At 66.2% G+C, this 18,445-nt stretch carries 18 protein-coding genes and 2 tRNA genes; 2 read left to right on the forward strand and 18 right to left on the reverse strand.

Translation table 11 applies throughout. The annotated features are described in order from the left end of the window. The 16 genes from AOK16_RS05550 to AOK16_RS25245 all read right to left on the reverse strand — a co-directional run. Positions 1–527, reverse strand: a 527-nt coding sequence (locus AOK16_RS05550; protein ID WP_276202477.1) for a Clp protease N-terminal domain-containing protein, incomplete at its 3' end; no start/stop codon positions are given. A gap of 206 nt (positions 528–733) precedes the next feature. Beyond that, positions 734–2,212 carry a glutamate-cysteine ligase family protein gene (locus AOK16_RS05555; RefSeq protein ID WP_055471094.1) on the reverse strand — a complete coding sequence of 493 codons (1,479 nt, stop codon included), beginning with the start codon at positions 2,210–2,212 and terminating at the stop codon, positions 734–736. Between the two features lie 1,120 nt (positions 2,213–3,332). Beyond that, positions 3,333–3,707 carry a roadblock/LC7 domain-containing protein gene (locus AOK16_RS05560; protein ID WP_055471095.1) on the reverse strand — a complete coding sequence of 125 codons (375 nt, stop codon included), beginning with the start codon at positions 3,705–3,707 and terminating at the stop codon, positions 3,333–3,335. 69 nt (positions 3,708–3,776) lie between these two features. Beyond that, the gene (locus AOK16_RS05565) at positions 3,777–4,172 is read right to left on the reverse strand and encodes a roadblock/LC7 domain-containing protein (protein ID WP_205627633.1); all 396 of its coding nucleotides are present in this window, start codon (positions 4,170–4,172) and stop codon (positions 3,777–3,779) included. Positions 4,173–4,281: 109 nt separating this feature from the next. Further along, positions 4,282–4,863 (reverse strand): transcriptional regulator, encoded by a 582-nt coding sequence (locus AOK16_RS27035; protein WP_157859120.1) that lies wholly within the window; start codon positions 4,861–4,863, stop codon positions 4,282–4,284. A 114-nt stretch (positions 4,864–4,977) separates the two neighbouring features. Further along, on the reverse strand, positions 4,978–5,364 hold the full coding sequence (locus AOK16_RS05570; RefSeq protein ID WP_055471097.1) for a hypothetical protein: 387 nt from the start codon (positions 5,362–5,364) through the stop codon (positions 4,978–4,980). A gap of 408 nt (positions 5,365–5,772) precedes the next feature. After that, entirely contained in the window at positions 5,773–6,600 is an 828-nt protein-coding gene (locus AOK16_RS05575) for an aldo/keto reductase (RefSeq protein ID WP_240483393.1), read from the reverse strand. A 209-nt stretch (positions 6,601–6,809) separates the two neighbouring features. Continuing rightward, positions 6,810–7,520: a peptidoglycan-binding protein gene (locus AOK16_RS27040; RefSeq protein WP_157859121.1), complete on the reverse strand. Its 711-nt coding sequence runs from the start codon at positions 7,518–7,520 to the stop codon at positions 6,810–6,812. A 37-nt stretch (positions 7,521–7,557) separates the two neighbouring features. Next, a complete protein-coding gene (locus AOK16_RS27045; protein WP_055471099.1) occupies positions 7,558–8,313 on the reverse strand; it encodes a serine hydrolase in 756 nt (251 codons plus the stop codon). Positions 8,314–8,987: 674 nt separating this feature from the next. Beyond that, positions 8,988–9,061 (reverse strand) — tRNA-Ile (locus AOK16_RS05590). 41 nt (positions 9,062–9,102) lie between these two features. Continuing rightward, positions 9,103–9,543: a cytidine/deoxycytidylate deaminase family protein gene (locus AOK16_RS25235; protein WP_079101092.1), complete on the reverse strand. Its 441-nt coding sequence runs from the start codon at positions 9,541–9,543 to the stop codon at positions 9,103–9,105. 34 nt (positions 9,544–9,577) lie between these two features. Next, positions 9,578–9,663 (reverse strand) — tRNA-Leu (locus AOK16_RS05595). A 24-nt stretch (positions 9,664–9,687) separates the two neighbouring features. After that, positions 9,688–10,155, reverse strand: coding sequence for a WhiB family transcriptional regulator (locus AOK16_RS25240; protein WP_205627634.1), 468 nt, complete (start codon positions 10,153–10,155; stop codon positions 9,688–9,690). Continuing rightward, positions 10,143–10,529, reverse strand: coding sequence for a hypothetical protein (locus tag AOK16_RS27050; RefSeq protein WP_157859122.1), 387 nt, complete (start codon positions 10,527–10,529; stop codon positions 10,143–10,145). Before AOK16_RS27050 ends, AOK16_RS25240 begins: the two co-directional genes overlap by 13 nt. A gap of 400 nt (positions 10,530–10,929) precedes the next feature. Continuing rightward, positions 10,930–11,577: a hypothetical protein gene (locus tag AOK16_RS05605; RefSeq protein ID WP_055471101.1), complete on the reverse strand. Its 648-nt coding sequence runs from the start codon at positions 11,575–11,577 to the stop codon at positions 10,930–10,932. Between the two features lie 653 nt (positions 11,578–12,230). Then, positions 12,231–12,551, reverse strand: a complete 321-nt coding sequence (locus AOK16_RS25245) for a transglycosylase family protein (RefSeq protein WP_276202478.1) — start codon at positions 12,549–12,551, stop codon at positions 12,231–12,233. A 1,247-nt stretch (positions 12,552–13,798) separates the two neighbouring features. Between AOK16_RS25245 and AOK16_RS25250 the strand changes: the two genes are divergently transcribed. Further along, a complete protein-coding gene (locus tag AOK16_RS25250) occupies positions 13,799–14,113 on the forward strand; it encodes a MerR family transcriptional regulator (RefSeq protein ID WP_107098279.1) in 315 nt (104 codons plus the stop codon). A 506-nt stretch (positions 14,114–14,619) separates the two neighbouring features. Here AOK16_RS25250 and AOK16_RS29195 read toward each other — a convergent pair. Both AOK16_RS29195 and AOK16_RS05610 read right to left on the reverse strand, forming a co-directional pair. Continuing rightward, positions 14,620–14,889: a helix-turn-helix domain-containing protein gene (locus AOK16_RS29195; protein ID WP_079101095.1), complete on the reverse strand. Its 270-nt coding sequence runs from the start codon at positions 14,887–14,889 to the stop codon at positions 14,620–14,622. A gap of 391 nt (positions 14,890–15,280) precedes the next feature. Continuing rightward, positions 15,281–15,676: a C40 family peptidase gene (locus AOK16_RS05610; protein WP_079101096.1), complete on the reverse strand. Its 396-nt coding sequence runs from the start codon at positions 15,674–15,676 to the stop codon at positions 15,281–15,283. A gap of 1,251 nt (positions 15,677–16,927) precedes the next feature. Here AOK16_RS05610 and AOK16_RS05615 point away from each other — a divergent pair. Further along, positions 16,928–18,133, forward strand: coding sequence for a cytochrome P450 (locus tag AOK16_RS05615; RefSeq protein WP_055471102.1), 1,206 nt, complete (start codon positions 16,928–16,930; stop codon positions 18,131–18,133). The last annotated feature ends 312 nt before the right edge of the window (positions 18,134–18,445 follow it).

Raw genomic sequence — 18,445 nt, forward strand, 5'->3', positions numbered from 1 at the left:
CCCATCCCCATCGGCGAACCGGACCGGGGATCGAAATGCGCGGCGTTGAGAATCTGCCCGGCCGTCGAGTCCCGATTGGCCGCCAACGCGACCAGCACGTGCTCAGGGCCGATGTACGAGGCCCCGGTGGACCGCGCGATCTCGTGCGCGTCCAGCAGCGCCCGCTTGACCGCCGGAGCCACCGCAATCGACCGCCGCGCCGGCCCCTCGTCCCCGGCCTGCCGGTCGATCTCTGCGGCGATCGCGTCGGGATCGGCACCTGCCCGCGACACCATCGCCCGCGTCGGCTCGGCGTTCAGCGCCGCCCGCAGCAGATGCTCGGTGTCCAGATCCGTACTCCCGTGCTGCGCCGCGTACGAGGCCGCGGCGGACACCAGCTTCCGGGCCGGCTCGCTCATCAGCCGCCCGAAGTCCAGATACCGCGGATCCGGCCGGCGCCCCGGGGGGCCCGTGCCGAGCAGGCGCGAGAGAAACTCACCGAGGGGATCCGGCCCGTACTCCTCGGATCCCGAGTACCCACTGGTCATAGGCATCCGTCCCGATGACCCGGCCACCAGGACCGGGCCACGCTCTCCGTAGTGCGTGCGATGCGGCAGCCGTACGCCGTTGTGCGATACGGCTCCCGCACGGGTTTCCCACTCCGCCCGGGCCACACTTCGCGCGCCCTTCCGATCAGGTGGGCCGATGGGTCGCAGGGGTCGCCCGGGGTCGGGATCGCTCCCACCGGCTCCGATCAGTCGACCGGCCAGGTGTGCACCGGCGCGTTCAGATGCATGTACTCCATGTACTGCGCGGTCATCCGCCGCAGCGTCTCGTGACGGTCCCCATGGGAGGTCTCCTCGATCCGGCGCACCGTCTCGGCCTGCCACAGCGCCCCGTTGCGGTGCGCCACACACCGCTGCTCGATGATCCCGAGCAGCGGCTCCCGCCACGCCTCGTCCAGGCCCGAGCGCTCGAGACCGGCGTGCGCGAGCGGCAGCAGCCGGCGCAGTACGAGCTCGGGCGCGGGCACCTCGCCCACCCCCGGCCAGTACAGCCGGGCGTCCAGACCATGGCGCGCGGCGGCGTGCAGATTGTCCTCGGCCGCCGAGAACGACATCCGCGTCCACACCGGCCGCTCCTCCTCCGCCAGCGCCCGCACCAGCCCGTAGTAGAAGGCCCCGTTGGCCGATGTGTCGGCCATCGTCGGGCCCGAGGGCAGCACCCGGTTCTCGATCCGCAAGTGCGGCGTGCCGTGCACCACCGCGTACACCGGGCGGTTCCAGCGGTAGATGGTGCCGTTGTGCAGGGTCAGTTCGGGCAGCTCGGGGATGTCGCCGCCCTCCAGCGCCTCCTGCGGATCCTCCGGATCAGTCAGCGGCAGCAGCGCCGGGAAGTAGCGCACGTTCTCCTCGAACAGGTCGAAGACCGAGGTGATCCAGCGCTCCCCGAACCACACCCGCGGCCGCACCCCCTGCGCCTTCAGCTCCACCGCCCGCGTGTCCGTGGCCTGCTCGAACAGCGGGATCCGTGTCTCACGCCACAGCTCCCGACCGAAGAGATACGGCGAGTTGGCCGCGAGCGCCACCTGCACACCGGCGATCAGCTGGGCGGCGTTCCAGTATGCGGCGAACCGGTCCGGGCTGACCTGGAGATGGAACTGCGTACTCGTACAGGCCGCCTCCGGCGTGATCGTGTCCGCGTAGCACCGCAGCCGGTCGATCCCGTCGATCGAGATCCGCAGGTCCTCGCCGCGCGCCTGGAAGATCTGCTCGTTGAGCAGCCGGTAGCGCGGATGGTCGACCAGTGCCTCCTCGCCCACATCCGACTGGCGCAGGGTGGGCAGGATCCCCACCGTGATCAGATGGGCTCCGATGGCAGCCGCCCGCTCCTCCGCGTGGTTCAGCGCATCGCGTACGTCCTGTTCCCACGCGCCCGGCCCGCCCGTGGTCAACTGCCGCGGCGGAAGGTTGATCTCCAGGTTGAAGCGGCCCAGCTCGCTGGACCAGGCCGGATCGGCAATCGCTTCCAGCACCTCGGCACCCCGCATGGCCGGCTCCGCGTCCCCGTCGACGAGACTCAGCTCGATCTCCAGCCCGACCAGCGGCCGTTCGCTCTCGAACCGCTCCTCGCGGAGCATCTGCGCGAACGCGTCCAGAGACCGGTGCATCTTCTGCCGGTACCGGCGGCGGTCCTCGCGGGTGAACACCCGCGCGGGGACGTCACGACCCATCCCGCTCTCCCGAGGCCTGCTCGGCGGACACACCCCCCGTCTAGTCAGCCTCCCACGCACCCCGCACGGCGGCCAGCGGGTACGTCCCTCGCGCATGCCCCTTGCCGGGACGGTATACGGGCTGGTCGCGGGCGTACGCGGAGAGTGGCGGGCTCCGGTGGCCTCGGCCCGGCGACCTCACCCATGATCCCGGTGATCCCGGCCTGGCTCCGGTGGACTTAACCGGCCTGGGTCCGGTGGGCATAAGCGGCGTACGGGAACGGGGGCGCCGGACCGAACGTCGTACGCCGGATCGTCGCCCTGCTCGGCGGGTTCCCCGCGCAGGGTGGGATCGCTCTCACGGTCGGGATCGCCCTCCAGGCCGGGCCGGACGCTTTTCCCGTCTCCCTCTCGGCTCTCACTTTCGCCCCGGCCCTCGCCCCGGCCCTCGCCCCGGCCGTTGCCGTCGGGCGGGCTCACCCATCCACAGAGCCCGCACGCGTACCGGTTCTGCAACCCGTCGATCTGCGCCCCGCAGGACGGGCACATCGTGGTCGAGTAGCCGTCGCCACTCACCGTTGAGCCCCGCAATTGCCGCACAGCCAACCGCCATTGGGGCTCTGTTGCATCTGTCCGCCGCACTGCGGGCACTGGTTCCGGATTTCAGCCGGATCGATCCTCACAGCGAACTCCCGTCGTCCGTTCCACTAGAGAGGACGCACGGTGTCGCCGAAGGTTCCCGCCATCGCCATCGATGTCAACCTTTGGCCTGAACTCGCGCTCCCCGGGGTGAAATACGGATGGGGCGGCGCCGGCACTCACCTGGCAGCTGTGACACGGGAGTTGCAGCGGGGTCGCGGTCAGGGTCGACCCGGTCACCATCACCAGACAGGCACTCGCCTTCCCTCTACTGCTGCCCAGCGATCAGCACATTGATCCGGGACAGGCACACGCGTTCCCTGTGTCTTGCGTCGCACCCGGCTCCCGTACCCGGCTCCCGCGCCCGGTTTCATACGGTCCTGCCGGTCTTGCCTGAACTCCGGTATCCGGCACGGGAAGTGGCGTCCTCGTCCGCTCCGACGCGGACCGCCGGATCTCCGGATCTCCGGAGCGGACGAGGACGGCCGCGCGCTGCCTGCGCTCAGACCTCCAGATCGGCCTCGATACGGGAGAGCCGGTGCCGGGCCATGGCCAGGTTGGCGCGTTTCCTGTCGAGGGCCATGTAGAGGAAGAGCCCCTTGCCGGAGTTCCTGGTGAGAGGCCGTATGAGGTGGTACTGCGAGCTCAGGGTGATCAGGATGTCCTCGATCTCCCCCTTCAGGTCGAGCATCTCCATCGTGCGCAACTTCGCGCGGAACACATCGGTGTTGCCCGCCGCGGCGACATTGAGATCCAGGCCCTTGTGGTCGCCGAGCGTCGCGAGCGCCATACCGCTGTTGTAGTCGACGAGCGCGACCCCGAGGGCGCCGTCGATGGTCGTCATCGCTTCGCTGAGGACGTTTTCCATCTGTGTCATCGGAAGAGGGCCTTTCGGATTGTGGCGTTGGTATCGGATGGTGTGAATCGGACGCGAGGGCTCTTGAGTTCAGCGACCTCCCTGATGCTGGTGGATGGCGGCGTCCACGAGAGCGCCGATGTGCGCGGCGGCCCGCCGCCCCCGCAAATGCAGCCGCCCGATATTGGTCTCGGACCCGGCGAGAGTGGTCAGAACGGCCGAACTCCCCGCCGCGTAAACTGCGATGTAACCGTGCTCGCCACGGGTCACCGACTCCTCGAACCCGCCTTGACCGGTCGCCTCGGAAAGGCGCTTGGCGACACCGATCGCCGCGGCGGTGAGCGCGGCAAGCCCCTCCGGCTCGACGCCACTGAGGTCATGCGCCACGACCAGCCCGTCGGCACTGGCCACCAACCCGCCTTGTACATAGCGCACTTGGTCGCGTAAGGCGAGCAACTCGGCACTCACCTGGGGTTCGAGCGTCATCAGCTTCTTCTTCCTGGCGCGATTCCTCATCGTGCGCCTCATGCCGGACAAGGGCGGGCCCCGGGAACGTCGTACGGGATCAGCGGGATCAACAGGATGCTCGGCAGGGTCAAAGGCGTGCCTCCAGCGCACGGCGCAGACGAATGAGCAGGGCGGTGTCCGGATAGGTGAACTCGACGTGTGCGGGAAGAAACGCATGACCGAGGACCTTGGACCGTGCGCGGGCAGCAGTGGCCGGATTCTCGTGCAGGGCTTTTCCGGGCCGCCTGTGCGGCAGTGGTACGAGCGCGGGCCGCGCGTCGGGGCATTTGAGAGGAGCGGGCGGTGGAGTCCGGGCCCGCAGCTGGTCGAGCCGCGCTCTGCGGCGCTCGATCGCACGGTACAGCGCCCCGGCGTCGACGGCTCGGACGAGCCCCAGCCAGTGCGTGGCACCAGGGACGAACCGAGCGGAATCCGATAGCAGGGGAAGCACGAAAAACGCCGCATTGATCAGGGTGGCAAGATGGGACAACTCCAACTCGCCCTGCCCCAGCCATCTTTGCTCGACCAGGTATTGCCCGACTCGCTTGTCGGCCCCGGCTTCTCGGAGGGCGAGGTTCCAACTCCTTTGGGAAAGCCTCCCGCAGGAAACGAGCAGCGATTCCAGACTGAGCGCGTCGGGACTCTCGGCGAAACACACTGCCCCGTCCACGAGATAGAGGGATCCACCGGGATCCGTGAGAGCCCCGGTGACCCGCTCCGCGGCGAGCCGGGCGAGTGGCCCCGGCTGCGAGGGTAAGCCAGAAGAAAGCATGGGTCTCGGCAATCAGGCCAGCACCAGCAGTTCGGACAGCCCCCGCAGCCGATGGCGCGCGACCGCGAGATTCCCCTGTTCGCGATCCAGCCACACATACAGATAGACCTGGCTGTCGAACTCGGTACGCACCATCCGCATGAGGTGGAAACCCCCGCCGACCGTGACGATGACATCCTCCAGGGAAGAGCCGTCAACCGCGGCACCACCCGTGAACGAATGGTTCCTGGTCACGGCCAGAACCACTTCGGTGGTATCCGCGGCGGCCGCCTCGTGATCGCCCTGCGGCCCCTGCCCGGCGGTACCGAGCGCGAGACCGCTGGACGCGTCGACAAGGCTCGCGCCGAGCACACCAGGAATCCCCATCGCCTCGGCCAGGACCTCATCAATACCCGGCACCAGGAACCCCTTTCGACTGTCTCGGCTTTACGGAGCGCTCCACGGAAGGTTACTGAAGACAAGACCCCAACTCTCGCCAGAACGGCATGCATCTGGCAATTGACGTGTTTTCGACCATCGACTCACTCGACCCCGTCGGCCGCCACCCTGAACGTGCCCGATTCGACGCCCTATGACCGATTGATCTTGGCCCCTCTTCAGGCCACCCAGCCCGGAGGGCGAGGGAGGCGGACGAGTTCCGACGGGCGTCCTGGGCACTGGCGGCGGGAGCCTCGGTCCTCGTGCTGGGCGCGTACGCCTGGATACGGCGCCGACCGGCGGCGTAGCAGGACGCCTTGCCGGTGGATGAGCCGAGCCTTGGTCGTCCGGGATGGGGCGGCAGGGCTCGGCTCGCCCCCTTGCGGGGGTTCAGAAGGAATCGGGATCGGGGAAGCACGCCTCGATGGCCGCGAGCTCCGCGTCCGTGAAATCGAGGTTCTCGACAGCCAATTGGTACTCCGCCAGATCAGAGGGGCCGGCCGGGTTGGTGAGCACGGAGGCCATGCACTCGTTCCGCAGTATCCAGCTGATCGCACACTGAGCGGGGGTCTGCCCGCGCGCTGTCGCGACCGCCGCCAGGCGACGCCTCGCCGCTTCGATCTCATCCCGCAAAAACTCGTCGAGGCCTGGCCCTACGCTTGCCGGATCCACGTCCAGTTCGAGCGGCTCCTCCGCGACACACCCGATTCCCTCGGCCTCGAGGACATCCAGCAAGCCGTGCTCAGGCCACCGGTTCCGCATGGAGTAGGAGAGCTTGCAGGTGACCAGGGGAGTGCCGAGTCTTCGGAGAATGGCGGCGCCTTTCCGCACCAAGGCGGGCGCGTACCCGGAAAGCCCCACATAGAGGGCCTTCCCCTGCCGAACGGCGGAGTCGAGAGCCCCCATGGTCTCTTCGAGCGGGGTGAACGGGTCATGGCGGTGGGCGTAGAACACATCGATGTAGTCGAGTCCCGTCCGCCGCAGAGAGGCGTCCAAAGACGACAGCAACCGCTTCCGGGAGGAGAACCCGGCGAACGGCCCGGGCAGCGTACCGAGCCCTGCCCGAGTGGAGATCACGAGCTCATCGCGCTGACAGGAAAGCCGTGAGACCAGAAGCCCCAGGTTCTCCTCGGCCGCTCCGTACGGCGGTCCGTAGTCCGGCGCGGTGTCGAAGTGGGTGATCCCCGAATCGACGGCGCACGTCAGCAGGGACCGCATGGCGGCGACCGACTGATCGTTGCCGAAGCAGCGTCGGAGACTCATCCCCAGGGCGGAAGTATGCAGCCCGCTCCTGCCATGAGACCGGTACGGCATGGGGATGTTCCGGTACGGGCCCGCCTTGTCGGGTTCCCGCTGCTCGTCATTCATGGAGTGGCCCCGAATTCATCTGTGTACGGAATCAGGAACAAGCGGTGGAGGGGTCGGCTTCACGGCTTCCATAGCAGGCGCCAGGTGTCGGCACAGGGAAACCCCGTTGCCTGCCGCCCGCGCCACCCTTGTCGGAGCTGGAACGTCGTACAAGCCGAGCGAAGCCGCTCGTCCCAGGTCCAGGAATGATGGAGCATGGACGCGTCGTGGAGCATGTCGATTTGGTCGTCGGCAAATCCGCTGAGTGCAAGCTTGAGGCGTAGTAGCAGGATGGAGACGTTGCTCTTACCGGTTCCGAACGCCTCACGCCCCGGGTAATCGGGCGGCGGAGTCGGCGAGTTGTCATCACCGCTCGGATACCGCAGCAGGTAGTCGGTGGCGGCCTCGGGGGGGATGTCCACACCCTGACCGTTGACCAGATGCGCCCAGGTCCTGCTGTCCATGCGCCCTTGGCTTGCCGTGACTCTCCATTTTTGAGCCCGTTGAAAAGCCGAGCAGGCGCGGGAGTCCTGTTCGGACCAGCCGACCCCGAGAGCAGGCCCGGTCAAGTAGTAGCCGAGAGCTCCCCGTTCCACGAGCATGGATCGCACACAGGTGACGAAGGTGTTGCAGGCGCCGTTACGGAAATATCGTTCACCTGGAAACGCCGTCAGATCATGTGCGGCGGGCGCTTCTTCCGGAGCGCACGCGAAGAGCAGGTGCGCGCGCATCCAGGAGGTCGGATCCAGAAGGTGCCTGATGGACAGAGCCGTCGTGCGCTTGATTTTCATGGGACCCCTCGGTGTCTCGTCGATAACCTCCGCGCCCTCAGAACAGGAGGCGCGCTACGGCCGTATCAGGCTCCGGCATCAAGAACGGCATGACGGATGGCATGATCGGCCGGTCAGCGATGGAGGGCGCTGTATAGCGGTGATGGTCGGAGTCGACAGCTGCACGGACGGTCTTCTCGACCGTCGAGATTCCCGTGGCCAAGGAGGACTGCCCATCGCACAAGGCCGCGACCATCAGGTGCCGGCCCTCGCTCTGGATCCAGCCGAAACTGTTGACCACCCAGCTTCTGTCCGTGTCCCGTCTCAGCCACCCGTTCTTGAGGGCAGGCGAGGTGCCCTCATCGGCTGCCGCGCTGATGCCCCATCGCTGGCTGGAAGTTATGCCCGTCATCAACTCGAGAACGACCCGGCGGGAGTCCGGTCGCAGGGGGGAATCCTGACGCGTGAGCACGGACAGCATGCGGATCCGGTCGCTGACCGTGGTGGTGGTGAGCCCCCAATACCCATCGGGTCCCGGTTCGGTCTGCCGCAGACCGAACCTGCTCAAGCAGCCGCGGAACCCTGGTCCCCTGCCGATGTCATTCCACAACTCGCTTGCCGCGTGATTGTCACTGTCGCGGATCATGGTCGATGAGGCACGGCGCTCTTTCTCTGTCATGCCACCGGTGTCCTGACGCCGTAAGAGAAGACACGCGAGGATGTCGACCTTGACCATGCTCGCGGTGACGAACCGCCGCGCACCGTTGTGGACGCACCTGATACGCCCCTCGCTGTCCTGGATCGCGAACGCCACATGCCCTGAACCAGCACCCGCCGTCTGCTGAGGAACGAACGAAGAAGCGGGCCGCTCCGAACACGGCGGAGGCGGGTGGGCCTGTGAACTCGATGCGGGGAGAGGCGATTCCCTCTGATATCTCGCCGGCTCCGGGAGGCTGGTGTGAGCGGATTCGCAAGCCAACTGAGACCCGCTCAGAATCAGCGTGCACACGGATACCAGCATGGTCGAGCGGACCCTGGCGGAGAGGGTGCGCGTGAACACCCTGCCACTCATGCGGAATCTGGGCCGCACCCGCCCTCTTCGATTGGGCGGCCTGGTACTCGGGAGGCGCCTTCGGCGGGAACGCGGAGTCCGGAAGAGGGGCGTGTGACACATCGGTATCCCGGTGCCGGCGATGGTGGAGTGCGATGCGGCGGTCTTTACCCGGGTTGCCGCGCTCACGGGTCCGAGATCAGCCACTGACACGCAGAGCCTCCTTCACGCGTGCCGAAGATCCGTGGAAACAGTCGGGTAACGCCCTTCCCTCGCTGGTGTGCAGAACGACGCCGTGGACCTCTACCGGGGTCCCACCGCACCGGGACTGATACCAGTACTCCGTGGTGGCGCCGGGATATTTGGTCAAGGGGGAGGAGGCCATGAAAAACTCCTGGGACAGGAAAGTCCGGTCTGCGCGGTGGTGCGGAAGAGCGTGGGGCGTGCGGGACTTGAACCCGCGACCGGAGGATTATGAGTCCCCTGCTCTGACCAGCTGAGCTAACGCCCCTTGGTGGAGAACGTGGGCCACGCGGCGGTGGGCGGCCCCACTCAGCCCAGCACCAACAGGCGCGGCCCAGCCGCCGTGGTGTAGAAGACGCGTTTGGCCCCACCGCTGGTCAGCGCCCGCTGGCAGCGCGAACAGGGACGAGCGAGCATCGGTACGCCGGCGTTGTTGACGCGAGCCACATAGACAATGGCCCCCTTGGGTATTCGAGCGCGACGCAGGATCATCTCCTCCGCGTGAAACGTGGCGTTACGGAAATCGACTCCCGGATGATTCCGGTACCGGTTGCTGCTCTGTGCCAGCACCCGGCGTCCCTTGGCCAGGACAGCACCCACCCGATACCGGCACGGAGACCGGGCGGCTTGTTTGAGAGCCAGACGCAGCCAACCTGCGGTCATGTCCACTGTCTCGGTCTTGGTGCGAACAGCACGCTTCGACAGCAGCCGGGTCCGGGCGGAATGCATAGTTCTCCCGTTGTTGAACATGTCGTTGAAAGCGAAGAGATACGAAGCCGGTGAGTGAGCGAGGTGGGATTCGAACCCACATACCCCGTGCGGGGCGACGGATTTTAAGTCCGCTGCGTCTGCCGATTGCGCCACTCGCTCTGGCGCGCGGGCGGGCAAGGAGCCCTATGTGTCCGGCTGATGCCGGTTCGTGCCCAGGACGGGCGCGAAGAGATAAGGGGCCTGACCCACCCGCGTACGAGCTGATGTCGATCGCCGGTAGAGACGCTCATGGTTTGCCCGCGCCCGCCCCAGCAGATCATTCCAGGAATCGACTTGGGGCCGGCGGGCGAGGAGTTGGCGCCTCCACACAGGCGTGGTGCCACCGAAGATCCCGTACGGAATGCGCTCGTCCAACGCGAAGGCGAGGCACTCGGTGCGTACGGGGCAGTCACGGCAGATCCGTAGCGCCTCGTCCTCGGCCGTGGAACCGTACGGTGCGAAGAAGGTGCCCGTCGGAACCTTGAAACACGCGGCGCGCATGCGCCAATGGCGGTCCATGGAGAGGGAGGGGCCGGCGTTGCCGCGGCGATGCGACCGGCGCAGGCGCGCGGTGGCAGGGCGAGCGGCAGCGGCATGGGTCAACGTGTCCACAGGCGTCTCCAGGTCTCCGGGGTGGGAAAGCCATCCGCATGCGTTCCGCGCCACCCCTGCTCCAGCTGGAACCGAGTGCAGGCCGCGCGCAGTTTGTCGTCCCACATCTGAGCGGCGCTCAGATCGTCGTCGTCCCACTCCAGGGCCGTACGCTGATCATCCGCGTGGCCGAGAGCGATGAGCCGAAGACGGAGGATCAGGATCCAGCTGTTTGTGCGTCCTTCGCCGAAGTGCTCATCCCCTGGAAAATCCGGCATCGGCCTGTCTACGTAGGTGGTGGAGGCCATCGTGGGGACGGATCCGTACGTATGGGAGTACGAGGAGACGAGGCCGCCGCCCTCCCGCGACCGGTACTGCGCCTTCTGGTCGTTCACGCCGGCGCTCCCCCATACCTCGCATTCCTGGGTGCCGGACGTCATGACCAGGTCGAGAGCGTCGTCAACGGCTTCCTCGAAGTTCCCGGCCCCCGCGGGGACATCGGAGCCGCCAATGGCCTCAACACGTACGGAGTTTCGGCGGAGGAAGAAGAGCCCTCGAACCCAGGACCGCAGGACGCGGGGGATGGAGCGCCCAGCCGGTTCGGCCGGGGACTGGACCGCGGTGCCGTGGGCGAAGGAGGCCGCGCAGGCCGTAATGCGAGGACGGCGCGGACGGGCATGCCGTGGCGTGGCACGGGTGTGGATCATCATGTTCCTTGGGCGAGTGCATGGTGTGTGTACGGTGAGGGCATCCTGTGCCCGGCAGTTGGCTGGATACGCCGATACGCCCGCCATATCAGCGTCGGTCGCAATCCCCCCGGCCATATCTGCTCCTCTTCTCCGGAGGTGTACGGCGGTGAGGCGCGGCGCCATTCCGCAGACGGCGCCGATGGCGGTACAGCAACATCTCGATGCTTTTGATGGTCATGCCGAGTTCGGCCGCTATCACGGCCTGGGGATAGCCGTAGAGAAGGCCCACGAGAGCCCGGCGGGTGCGCGGGTCCGCCTCCACCAGCAGCGCGTGAACCGTGCGACGGTCGATCACCAACTCCTCGGGGCGGCTCAACGGGTCACGAGCCGCGAGATGTTCGGCCTCGCGCAGCGGCACAGGGGGGAGCGGGCCCCATTGCCGCTGCTCGCGGACCCAGCGCCGGTACTCGTTGGGAAACGACAGCAGGCAGCGCCCGACGAAAAACGTACGAACCGAGGCCCCCTTCTCCGGCTGCCAGCCAGTGCCTGCCAGGGCACGTCGACGGAACTGCCGTAAGGCCACGGCGACCGTGGTGTGGACCAGCTCGCTGAGCCCGTCGTGATCGGCCAAGTGCTCAGAAGAGAGGTGCACGGCATGACCACTGAGCCGCCTGATCCGCGACTGCAGGCTCCCGTCGACGATCCACGAGTAGAGAACCGCGATTCCGTAGCGGGCCAGTTCGTCCTCGACCACGGCCCACTTCTGCTGACTACGGCAGTGTGTGCTGACCAACTCCGCTACGAGAGCATCCAGTTCATCACCGGCCTGTGGGCGGCGCCGCTTGCGAGATCGCGCTGAGAGAGGCCGGTGCGAGGATTCGTGAGAAGCCATCTACTGTCGTGCTCCTTCCTGTGGTCTCGACGGATCCATTGCGACGCGGAACTCCCCTGAGAGAGAAGCCGATATGTGCCGTAATCCCCGGCCTGCATAAGGCCGTTGGCCACTCAGCGGCGAGAGCGGACGTGGCGCGGATTCAAGCTCTCGGCCGCGGGCGATTCCGGTGCGGCCCTCACCGCTGGGAGCCCGGTGAGGGCCGGCAACGCAGAGATCATCACAGAGTTATCACCCACGCCACAAACGCATCTGTTGGCGCGATTCGCCCAGGTAATTGCCCTGCGTCGGCAGACCATCAGGAATGCCGCAGCACGGCGGGCCAGAAGCCCATGCCGCCACGAAACATGGTTATGGCCCACGGCTGCGCTGTTCGGATGAGCGCCCGGGCGGCGGACGGTTGAGCAGTCATACCCGAGTGAACCCCCGCTCGATCAATGGGTGTTGGAGATAAGCGCCCTCAACAGGGCAGCACAGCCTGCGGCCGGCGGGCGGCAACCGACCGGACCGAACAGTCAGCGGTTGACCCGCTTGGCGGGACGATCGGCTCGCGCCGAGCAGACAGGCCAGGCCCGAGGCCCTTGTACGCGCAGTACGCGCTTCGCCACGGTGATCTGTTCGGCGCGAGTGGCCAGATCGGCGCGCGGCGCGTACTTGGCCCCACCGAACGCGCGCCAGGTGGACGCGGTGAACTGCAGCCCCCCGTAATGGCCGTTGCCGGTGTTGATCCCCCATCTGCGCCCGCTCTCGCAGTGAGCCAGGCGGTCCCAGTCCAGGTCCAGCGCGTGGGCCTGACCGGCGGATGCGAGGGGAACGAGAGCACAGGCGGTGATCACGGAGGCCAGCGGCGCGAGACGGCGCAGGGAGCGGCGTGATGGGTGTAACGAACTGACACACATGGAGACTTCCAATGGTCGGGGAGTAGGAATGCGCCCCGCCGCCCTGGGGATATGCGCGGGCGGCGGGGCCCGGGGGCCTGCGACGGCGCCCCGTGCCCGAAAGCGGGCACGGAAGAATCACCGGAGAACCACCCGGTGGGGGAGAGGGGGCAATCGTCCTGGGCGATTTCGTTCCAGCGGGGAACGTCGCCTGCGGGGACGGGCCTCTCCAGGGGTGTAGGCCTCACGCAACCGACGACAGTAGCGGGGGGCGACAGCATGTGAGCGGATAGTGACACGCCTGCGCAATTAGTGTCAATAGTCGTATTTTCACTTCCGGGAAGTCGCGCGAGCGCGGGCTGCTCGGGGCGGACATCCGCCCCACCGCTCGCCCGTCGGTAGCACCCCAGGTTTCTCAAATCGCCATGAGGGATGGGCGCGTGACCCCCGCGTACAAGGTGATGGGTCGCACTTCCGCCACCCCGAAGCGGTTACGGAGCGGAACAACATGGAACAGTGCTGCCTGATATGCCATGTCCCGCTGGAGGACGACCTGCGCCCATGGATTTGCGGCGTCTGCGTGGTCAGGCTGGAGTGGGCCGTTCAAGGCCTGCCCGGCCTCTATGTGGGGCTACATGTGGAACTGCCGTTAGGCACTCGGGAGCGCAGGCTGGACCGGCTCACCAGCCGAACGCCATGGCGTAGTCGTGAGCTGAGCACACCGCTGCGGCTCTCGCTCCTGGAGCACGCGTCGCGATGCGTGGACGCCATACGCCATTGGGGACTGCGAGCGGTCCCCGATTCGATTCCCGCCGAGCCGGTCCGCCCCGGCTACCTCCTGCAAACCGTGTGTGCCGCGCTGGAGGCTGACCTCTCCAGGGCCGTGCGTACCGAGGAGAACGTGGTCAGAGCGAGAAAGGTCTGGACGGCATATGCGCGGGCCCGCCGGTTGCTGGGCCGAGAAGAACCACCCAGGCGACTCAAGACCGCCTGCCCTTCCTGTCACTTGCGCGCGCTGATCAGTGCTGACGGAGGGGCGGTGGTCTGCCGCTCGTGCACGGCGCGTTGGCCGGCGGGCTTCGGAGGCGATCCGAACCCACGGGCGGGAGATTAGCCCCGCCCCAGCGCCCGATGGCGATTGCGTGTATCACTCTCAACTCCCTCCGATGGGCCCACTCTCAGAAGAAAGTTACGGAGGACCACAGATGACCGCAGTAGACCGCCAAGGTCTCGCAGAACCGGAATACCTCACTGACCATGAACCGGGTGACCCTCGTTGGAGACTGTTGACCACCGCCGAGGCGGCGGAGGCGGTGGGGGTGTCCCCGGCCTGCATCCGGCAGTGGAAGCGCCGTGGATACCTCCGCCCCATCGCGCGCTACCGGACGAACGGCTCGCTGCTGTACAGAGAAGACCACGTATTAGAAGTCGAACGGGACCGTCGAGCGGCCCGACGTCCCCGTCGCTCGTCCGATGGCCACGCGCGAGCAGGCGCCGAGGCGGCCACTGGGCATCCATGAAGCTCACCGCCTCGAGAGGGTGTGCACCACCACCTGAGAGCGCAACGACTTGGCTGATCTGATCGGCTGGAAACCCGTTCACCCCGCGGTGCCGGAAGGGAGAGCGTGCCGGCCCGCGGGGCACGGATGCGAAACTTTCCTTCTCATCCCGCACAAATGGAATGGGCAGGTAGCCTGTCAGGCTACCTGCCCTGTTGTCATGAGCCGATGGCGTCGCGAATCCTCGGCTGGATCGCGGGCATAGAGTTTGTCGGACCGGATTCGTGACGCAGATTCTTTTGACGATCGAGGGGGAACGTTTCCACGGGATTCCGGGATGCTCCGGAGCAATTGTGGAACCACGTTCCGATGTGAGCGCAAAGCCCCTCTTGTGTCCTTGGGGGCGCAAGATATTTTACTGTTCCTGCGATATTAGAGCCCAGGTCGGGGTTGTTTTGCCGACTTCCTCCTCGGAGGTGAATGGGGCGAATGCGCGGCTCTCTTGGTCGAGTCGGCCCGATACCCACCTACCGGCAGATGCAGTTTCGCTCGTGGGGGATGGGGCTGCCCGCTCGGTCCTGATCGCGAGCGGGGAGCGAGTCGGTGAACAATTCTCGAGTGAGGACCCCGAGCGCCGAGGAAATTCGCCATGCGGTTTCTGGACGCACCCCGCGGTGCCCGTGCGCCATCAAAGAGATAAACGCCTGGGTGACATGCGCTTTTTTTGCCAGAGTGCGTTGGGAGACCTCCTTCAAGCGCATCAGTTCATTGAAGCGGTAGGGGTCGCGAAGGTACATGTGTCTCCTTCAAGGAGCCGGTGGCGAGCTGAATGCCGATGGCCGCTAGTGGGCATGTAGGTCAACACAGTTATCGCCGCTGCGGCAACATGGACTTTTCGGGCTTTCTGTGCCAGTTATCGTCGTACTGTCACCAGCGGCGACCTGAGCCCCCAGGTCAGCCCTTGATCGCCAATGTGCGCAGCCACATGGTTATGCATCAGGCATCCACCATTGGGGGGATCTGCTGCATCGCCGATGTTGAATCGGTAATCGTCGCCCGAGCACGTCTGGTCGGGAGGGGAAAACTTTGACGAGCCAAGCAGGGGCGAGGTGCGCGATGGCGCGGACGCGAGTTCGATGCGTGCATCTGTTTTCTGACGCCCGTGCGGGGTTGACATGGCCGGCGAGGTCATCGGACTCGTCCGTAGGTGACGTTGCTACTCCAGATTCGCTCCAGCCGCACCCGGGCTCCTGGCTTCGGGGCGTGCCAGATCTTTCCGTGCCCGGCGTAGATGCCCACGTGGTAGACGAACCACCTGGAGTGGAAGAAGACCAGATCGCCTGGCCGGCGCGTTCTCCAGCTCTCGCGCCGTACCGCGTTGTACTGGGCTTGAGCCGTGCGTGGCATTCTCCTTCCGGCCTTGCTGAAGGAAAACAGGACAAGTCCGGAGCAGTCGAATTGGTTCGGACCGGTAGCACCCCATACATAGGGGGCGCCTTTCTTGGATGAAGCCACTCGAAGCGCTTTGAGTGAGACGGAAGCCGCGTCAGCCGGTGAACTCAGCAGCAAGGGGCTGCCCATCATCGTGACAGCTGTCACTCCAGAGGCCAAGCGCCGTCCCACCAGTGCACGCCATCGAATCGACCTGCCAGGTGCTGGTGTATCGAACTGAGTGTGCCTTGCGCCAGTTCCGTCTCTGCTCGTGCGCCAGGCGGGGAAACGCTTTGCCGTCTGAACGAAGGAAAAGCACGGAAACCCTGGCATGTGACTGCTCCAAGTGGCGAGTAACAGTTTCGTTGAGGTGGATCAATTCTTTCCGGTGGTCGCAGGAACTGACTTGCGGGTCCTTATGGTTCACCGGCAAGAATCGATCTGCATGGCGTGACGTCTTGCTGAGGCCTCTCTTTCCTCATGTGGAATGGATTGAGCATGTTTGTCATTCGCTGTTGGTATTGGCCGAACTTCGTGGATGGCGTCGGTATTGACGGGATCACAGTTATCTCGCGGCGGGCAAGCGGTTCGTCGTGAGTCGCAGGTGTCGGTTATGTGGGGTCATCGACAAATTTTCCTGATGGGAGCCGATGAGACGAGCTCCCCATGGGGCGGGAGGTTATGCTGGATGTCTAGCCCATTCGGGCTGCGGCTGAGGCGCAAGGCTCAGGCAGGGGTAATATTCCTTGGTTGATATGCGCAGTATGGTCAGCGTCCGAAATGGCGAATACCGTGCATCGCTTTCGCCCAATGCCGAGTTCGGGAAGATGCGCCGGATTTCGGATGGTGATGGGGATTCCAGCTCTCTCTTCGCTTTGTATGGGCTGAGCTGTTTCCAACCCGACTGCCGCATCTGCGAGTTGGGCTTCTGTGTGACGTGACGAAGTTCCTGGTAGGCGGGGTTTCGCAACCAAGATCGCTTGCCTGGAATGGCCCGAGCGCTTCGGACGGGCGCAGGTCGGAGCCGCAGATTCCGCTGGAGGTGGTCCGTGCCGCCATGTCCGCCGGGCTTCTCGATCGGCGCGTGGACCACCGTGTTCGCGCGCGTCACGCTTTCCGCGCCAGGTCGGAGCCCTCACGGCAGTTCCTCCCGAGGCCGTCCGCAGGATTTCGCCTCGGTGCCACGGATGCGCCGCCGAGCCCGCTCGAACCGCTGGAGTGCGCCCACACCCTCTACGGCGGCGACCGCCACCGGACCGGCTCGGGCGGGGGCGTCGACCACGCTCTGTGGCCTGGCTAGCCCCGTTGGCTCTGTGTTTGTTTAGGCTTATTTGGGTACTTATTGGCATGTTCGAACCGTGAGCAGGGGTCTGGCTCGTGAGAGCCGTGTGTTGGGAGCTGTTCATGGGATCTGGCTCGAACGTGTGGAACTGTCCTTTCGACTTCGCCGAGGGTCTGGAATTCGATCCGCAACTGGGGCAGCTCGCGGCTGACGAGCCCGTGGCGCGGATCCGGCTGCCGCATGGTGAGGGGGAGGCGTGGCTGGTCACCCGCTACGAGGATGTACGGACGGTGACCAGCGATCGACGTTTCAGCCGCAGCGCGATCATCGGTCGGGATTTCCCGCGGATGACGCCTGAGCCGATCGTGCAGGACGAGGCCATCAATCTCATGGATCCCCCGGCCAGCAGCCGTTTGCGCAGCCTGGTCTCGAAGGGGTTCGCGCCGCATCACCTGAAGCACATGCGGGTCCGCACCCAGCACGTGGTGGACGAGCTGCTGGACGGGATGGAGGCCTACGGGTCTCCTGCCGACCTCGTCGAGCATCTGGCCAATCCGCTGCCGCTGACCACGATCTGCGAGGTTCTGGACATCCCCGAAGCCGATCGGGCCCAGCTCCGCGCCCACGCGCGGACGATGATGGACGTCGGGGTGGACAACCGGGACAACGCGGTGCGGGCCAAGGCCGACCTGCGCGCCTACTTCGCCACGTTGACCGCGCAGCGGCGGAAGCATCCCGGCGACGACCTGATCAGCGCTCTGGCCACCGCCCGGGACGGGGACGAGATCCTCGACGAGCAGGAACTGACCGTCATGGCGATGGTCCTGCTCATCACCGGCCAGGACACCACCACGTACGAGATCGGCAACATCGCGTACACCCTGCTCACCCGGCCGGACGTGCTGTCCGTGGTGCGCGACCGGCCCGAAATGCTCCCGAAGGCGATCGATGAGCTGTTGCGGTTCATCCCCTTCCGCAAGGGGGTCGGCATTCCCCGCGTCGCGACCGAAGACGTCGAGCTGAGCGGGGTGACCATCCGGGCCGGGGACATCGTGCACGTCTCCTACCTGACCGCCAACCGGGACGGGGAGAAGTTCGACCGGCCCGACGAGCTGGACCTGGAGCGTTCCGGTCCGCCGCACATGACCTTCGGCTGGGGCGGACACCACTGCCTGGGCGCCCCGCTGGCCGCCACCGAACTCGAGGTCGCCTTCGCGTCGTTGCTGGAGCGTTTCCCCGAGCTGAGGCTGGCCAAGCCCGCCGAAGAAGTGCGCTGGAACACCACCTCGATCTGGCGCTACCCCCTGGCACTCCCCGTCACCTGGTGACAGGACAGGTACGGGGCAGGCGGCCGCCGTATCTCGTGCGGAATGCACCAGCGAAAACCCGTGATGGCTTCTGGGGTTGGCACCGCTCGACATGCGGTGCTCACCCATCTGCCGTAATGTCATATGTCGATGGCATGTGAATGCATGTGGCGGACGCCGAAGTCGCCATCTGCTGAGACGGGGAGAACTTCACAGTTCGAGGGCTGGCGTTTTCGCCATCACCCCAGCCCGCCGGAACCGGGAAACCGCAGACGACCCGCGGTACGCACCCGGTAGCCCCCCCCCGCAGGCCACGCCACCCCGCACTCACCC

Origin of the sequence: Streptomyces pathocidini (genome assembly GCF_001418495.1) — a bacterium.
GTDB classification, from domain to species: Bacteria; Actinomycetota; Actinomycetes; order Streptomycetales; family Streptomycetaceae; genus Streptomyces; species Streptomyces pathocidini.

What these genes read in the sequence shown, in the direction of transcription:
- AOK16_RS05555 (WP_055471094.1), bottom strand. Translation starts at nt 2,212, where the DNA reads ATGGGTCGTGACGTCCCCGCGCGGGTGTTCACCCGCGAGGACCGCCGC.
- AOK16_RS05560 (WP_055471095.1), bottom strand. Translation starts at nt 3,707, where the DNA reads ATGACACAGATGGAAAACGTCCTCAGCGAAGCGATGACGACCATCGAC.
- AOK16_RS05565 (WP_205627633.1), bottom strand. Translation starts at nt 4,172, where the DNA reads ATGACGCTCGAACCCCAGGTGAGTGCCGAGTTGCTCGCCTTACGCGAC.
- AOK16_RS05575 (WP_240483393.1), bottom strand. Translation starts at nt 6,600, where the DNA reads ATGCGGTCCCTGCTGACGTGCGCCGTCGATTCGGGGATCACCCACTTC.
- AOK16_RS27040 (WP_157859121.1), bottom strand. Translation starts at nt 7,520, where the DNA reads ATGAAAATCAAGCGCACGACGGCTCTGTCCATCAGGCACCTTCTGGAT.
- AOK16_RS25235 (WP_079101092.1), bottom strand. Translation starts at nt 9,543, where the DNA reads ATGTTCAACAACGGGAGAACTATGCATTCCGCCCGGACCCGGCTGCTG.
- AOK16_RS25250 (WP_107098279.1), top strand. Translation starts at nt 13,799, where the DNA reads ATGACCGCAGTAGACCGCCAAGGTCTCGCAGAACCGGAATACCTCACT.
- AOK16_RS29195 (WP_079101095.1), bottom strand. Translation starts at nt 14,889, where the DNA reads ATGTACCTTCGCGACCCCTACCGCTTCAATGAACTGATGCGCTTGAAG.
- AOK16_RS05610 (WP_079101096.1), bottom strand. Translation starts at nt 15,676, where the DNA reads ATGATGGGCAGCCCCTTGCTGCTGAGTTCACCGGCTGACGCGGCTTCC.
- AOK16_RS05615 (WP_055471102.1), top strand. Translation starts at nt 16,928, where the DNA reads ATGGGATCTGGCTCGAACGTGTGGAACTGTCCTTTCGACTTCGCCGAG.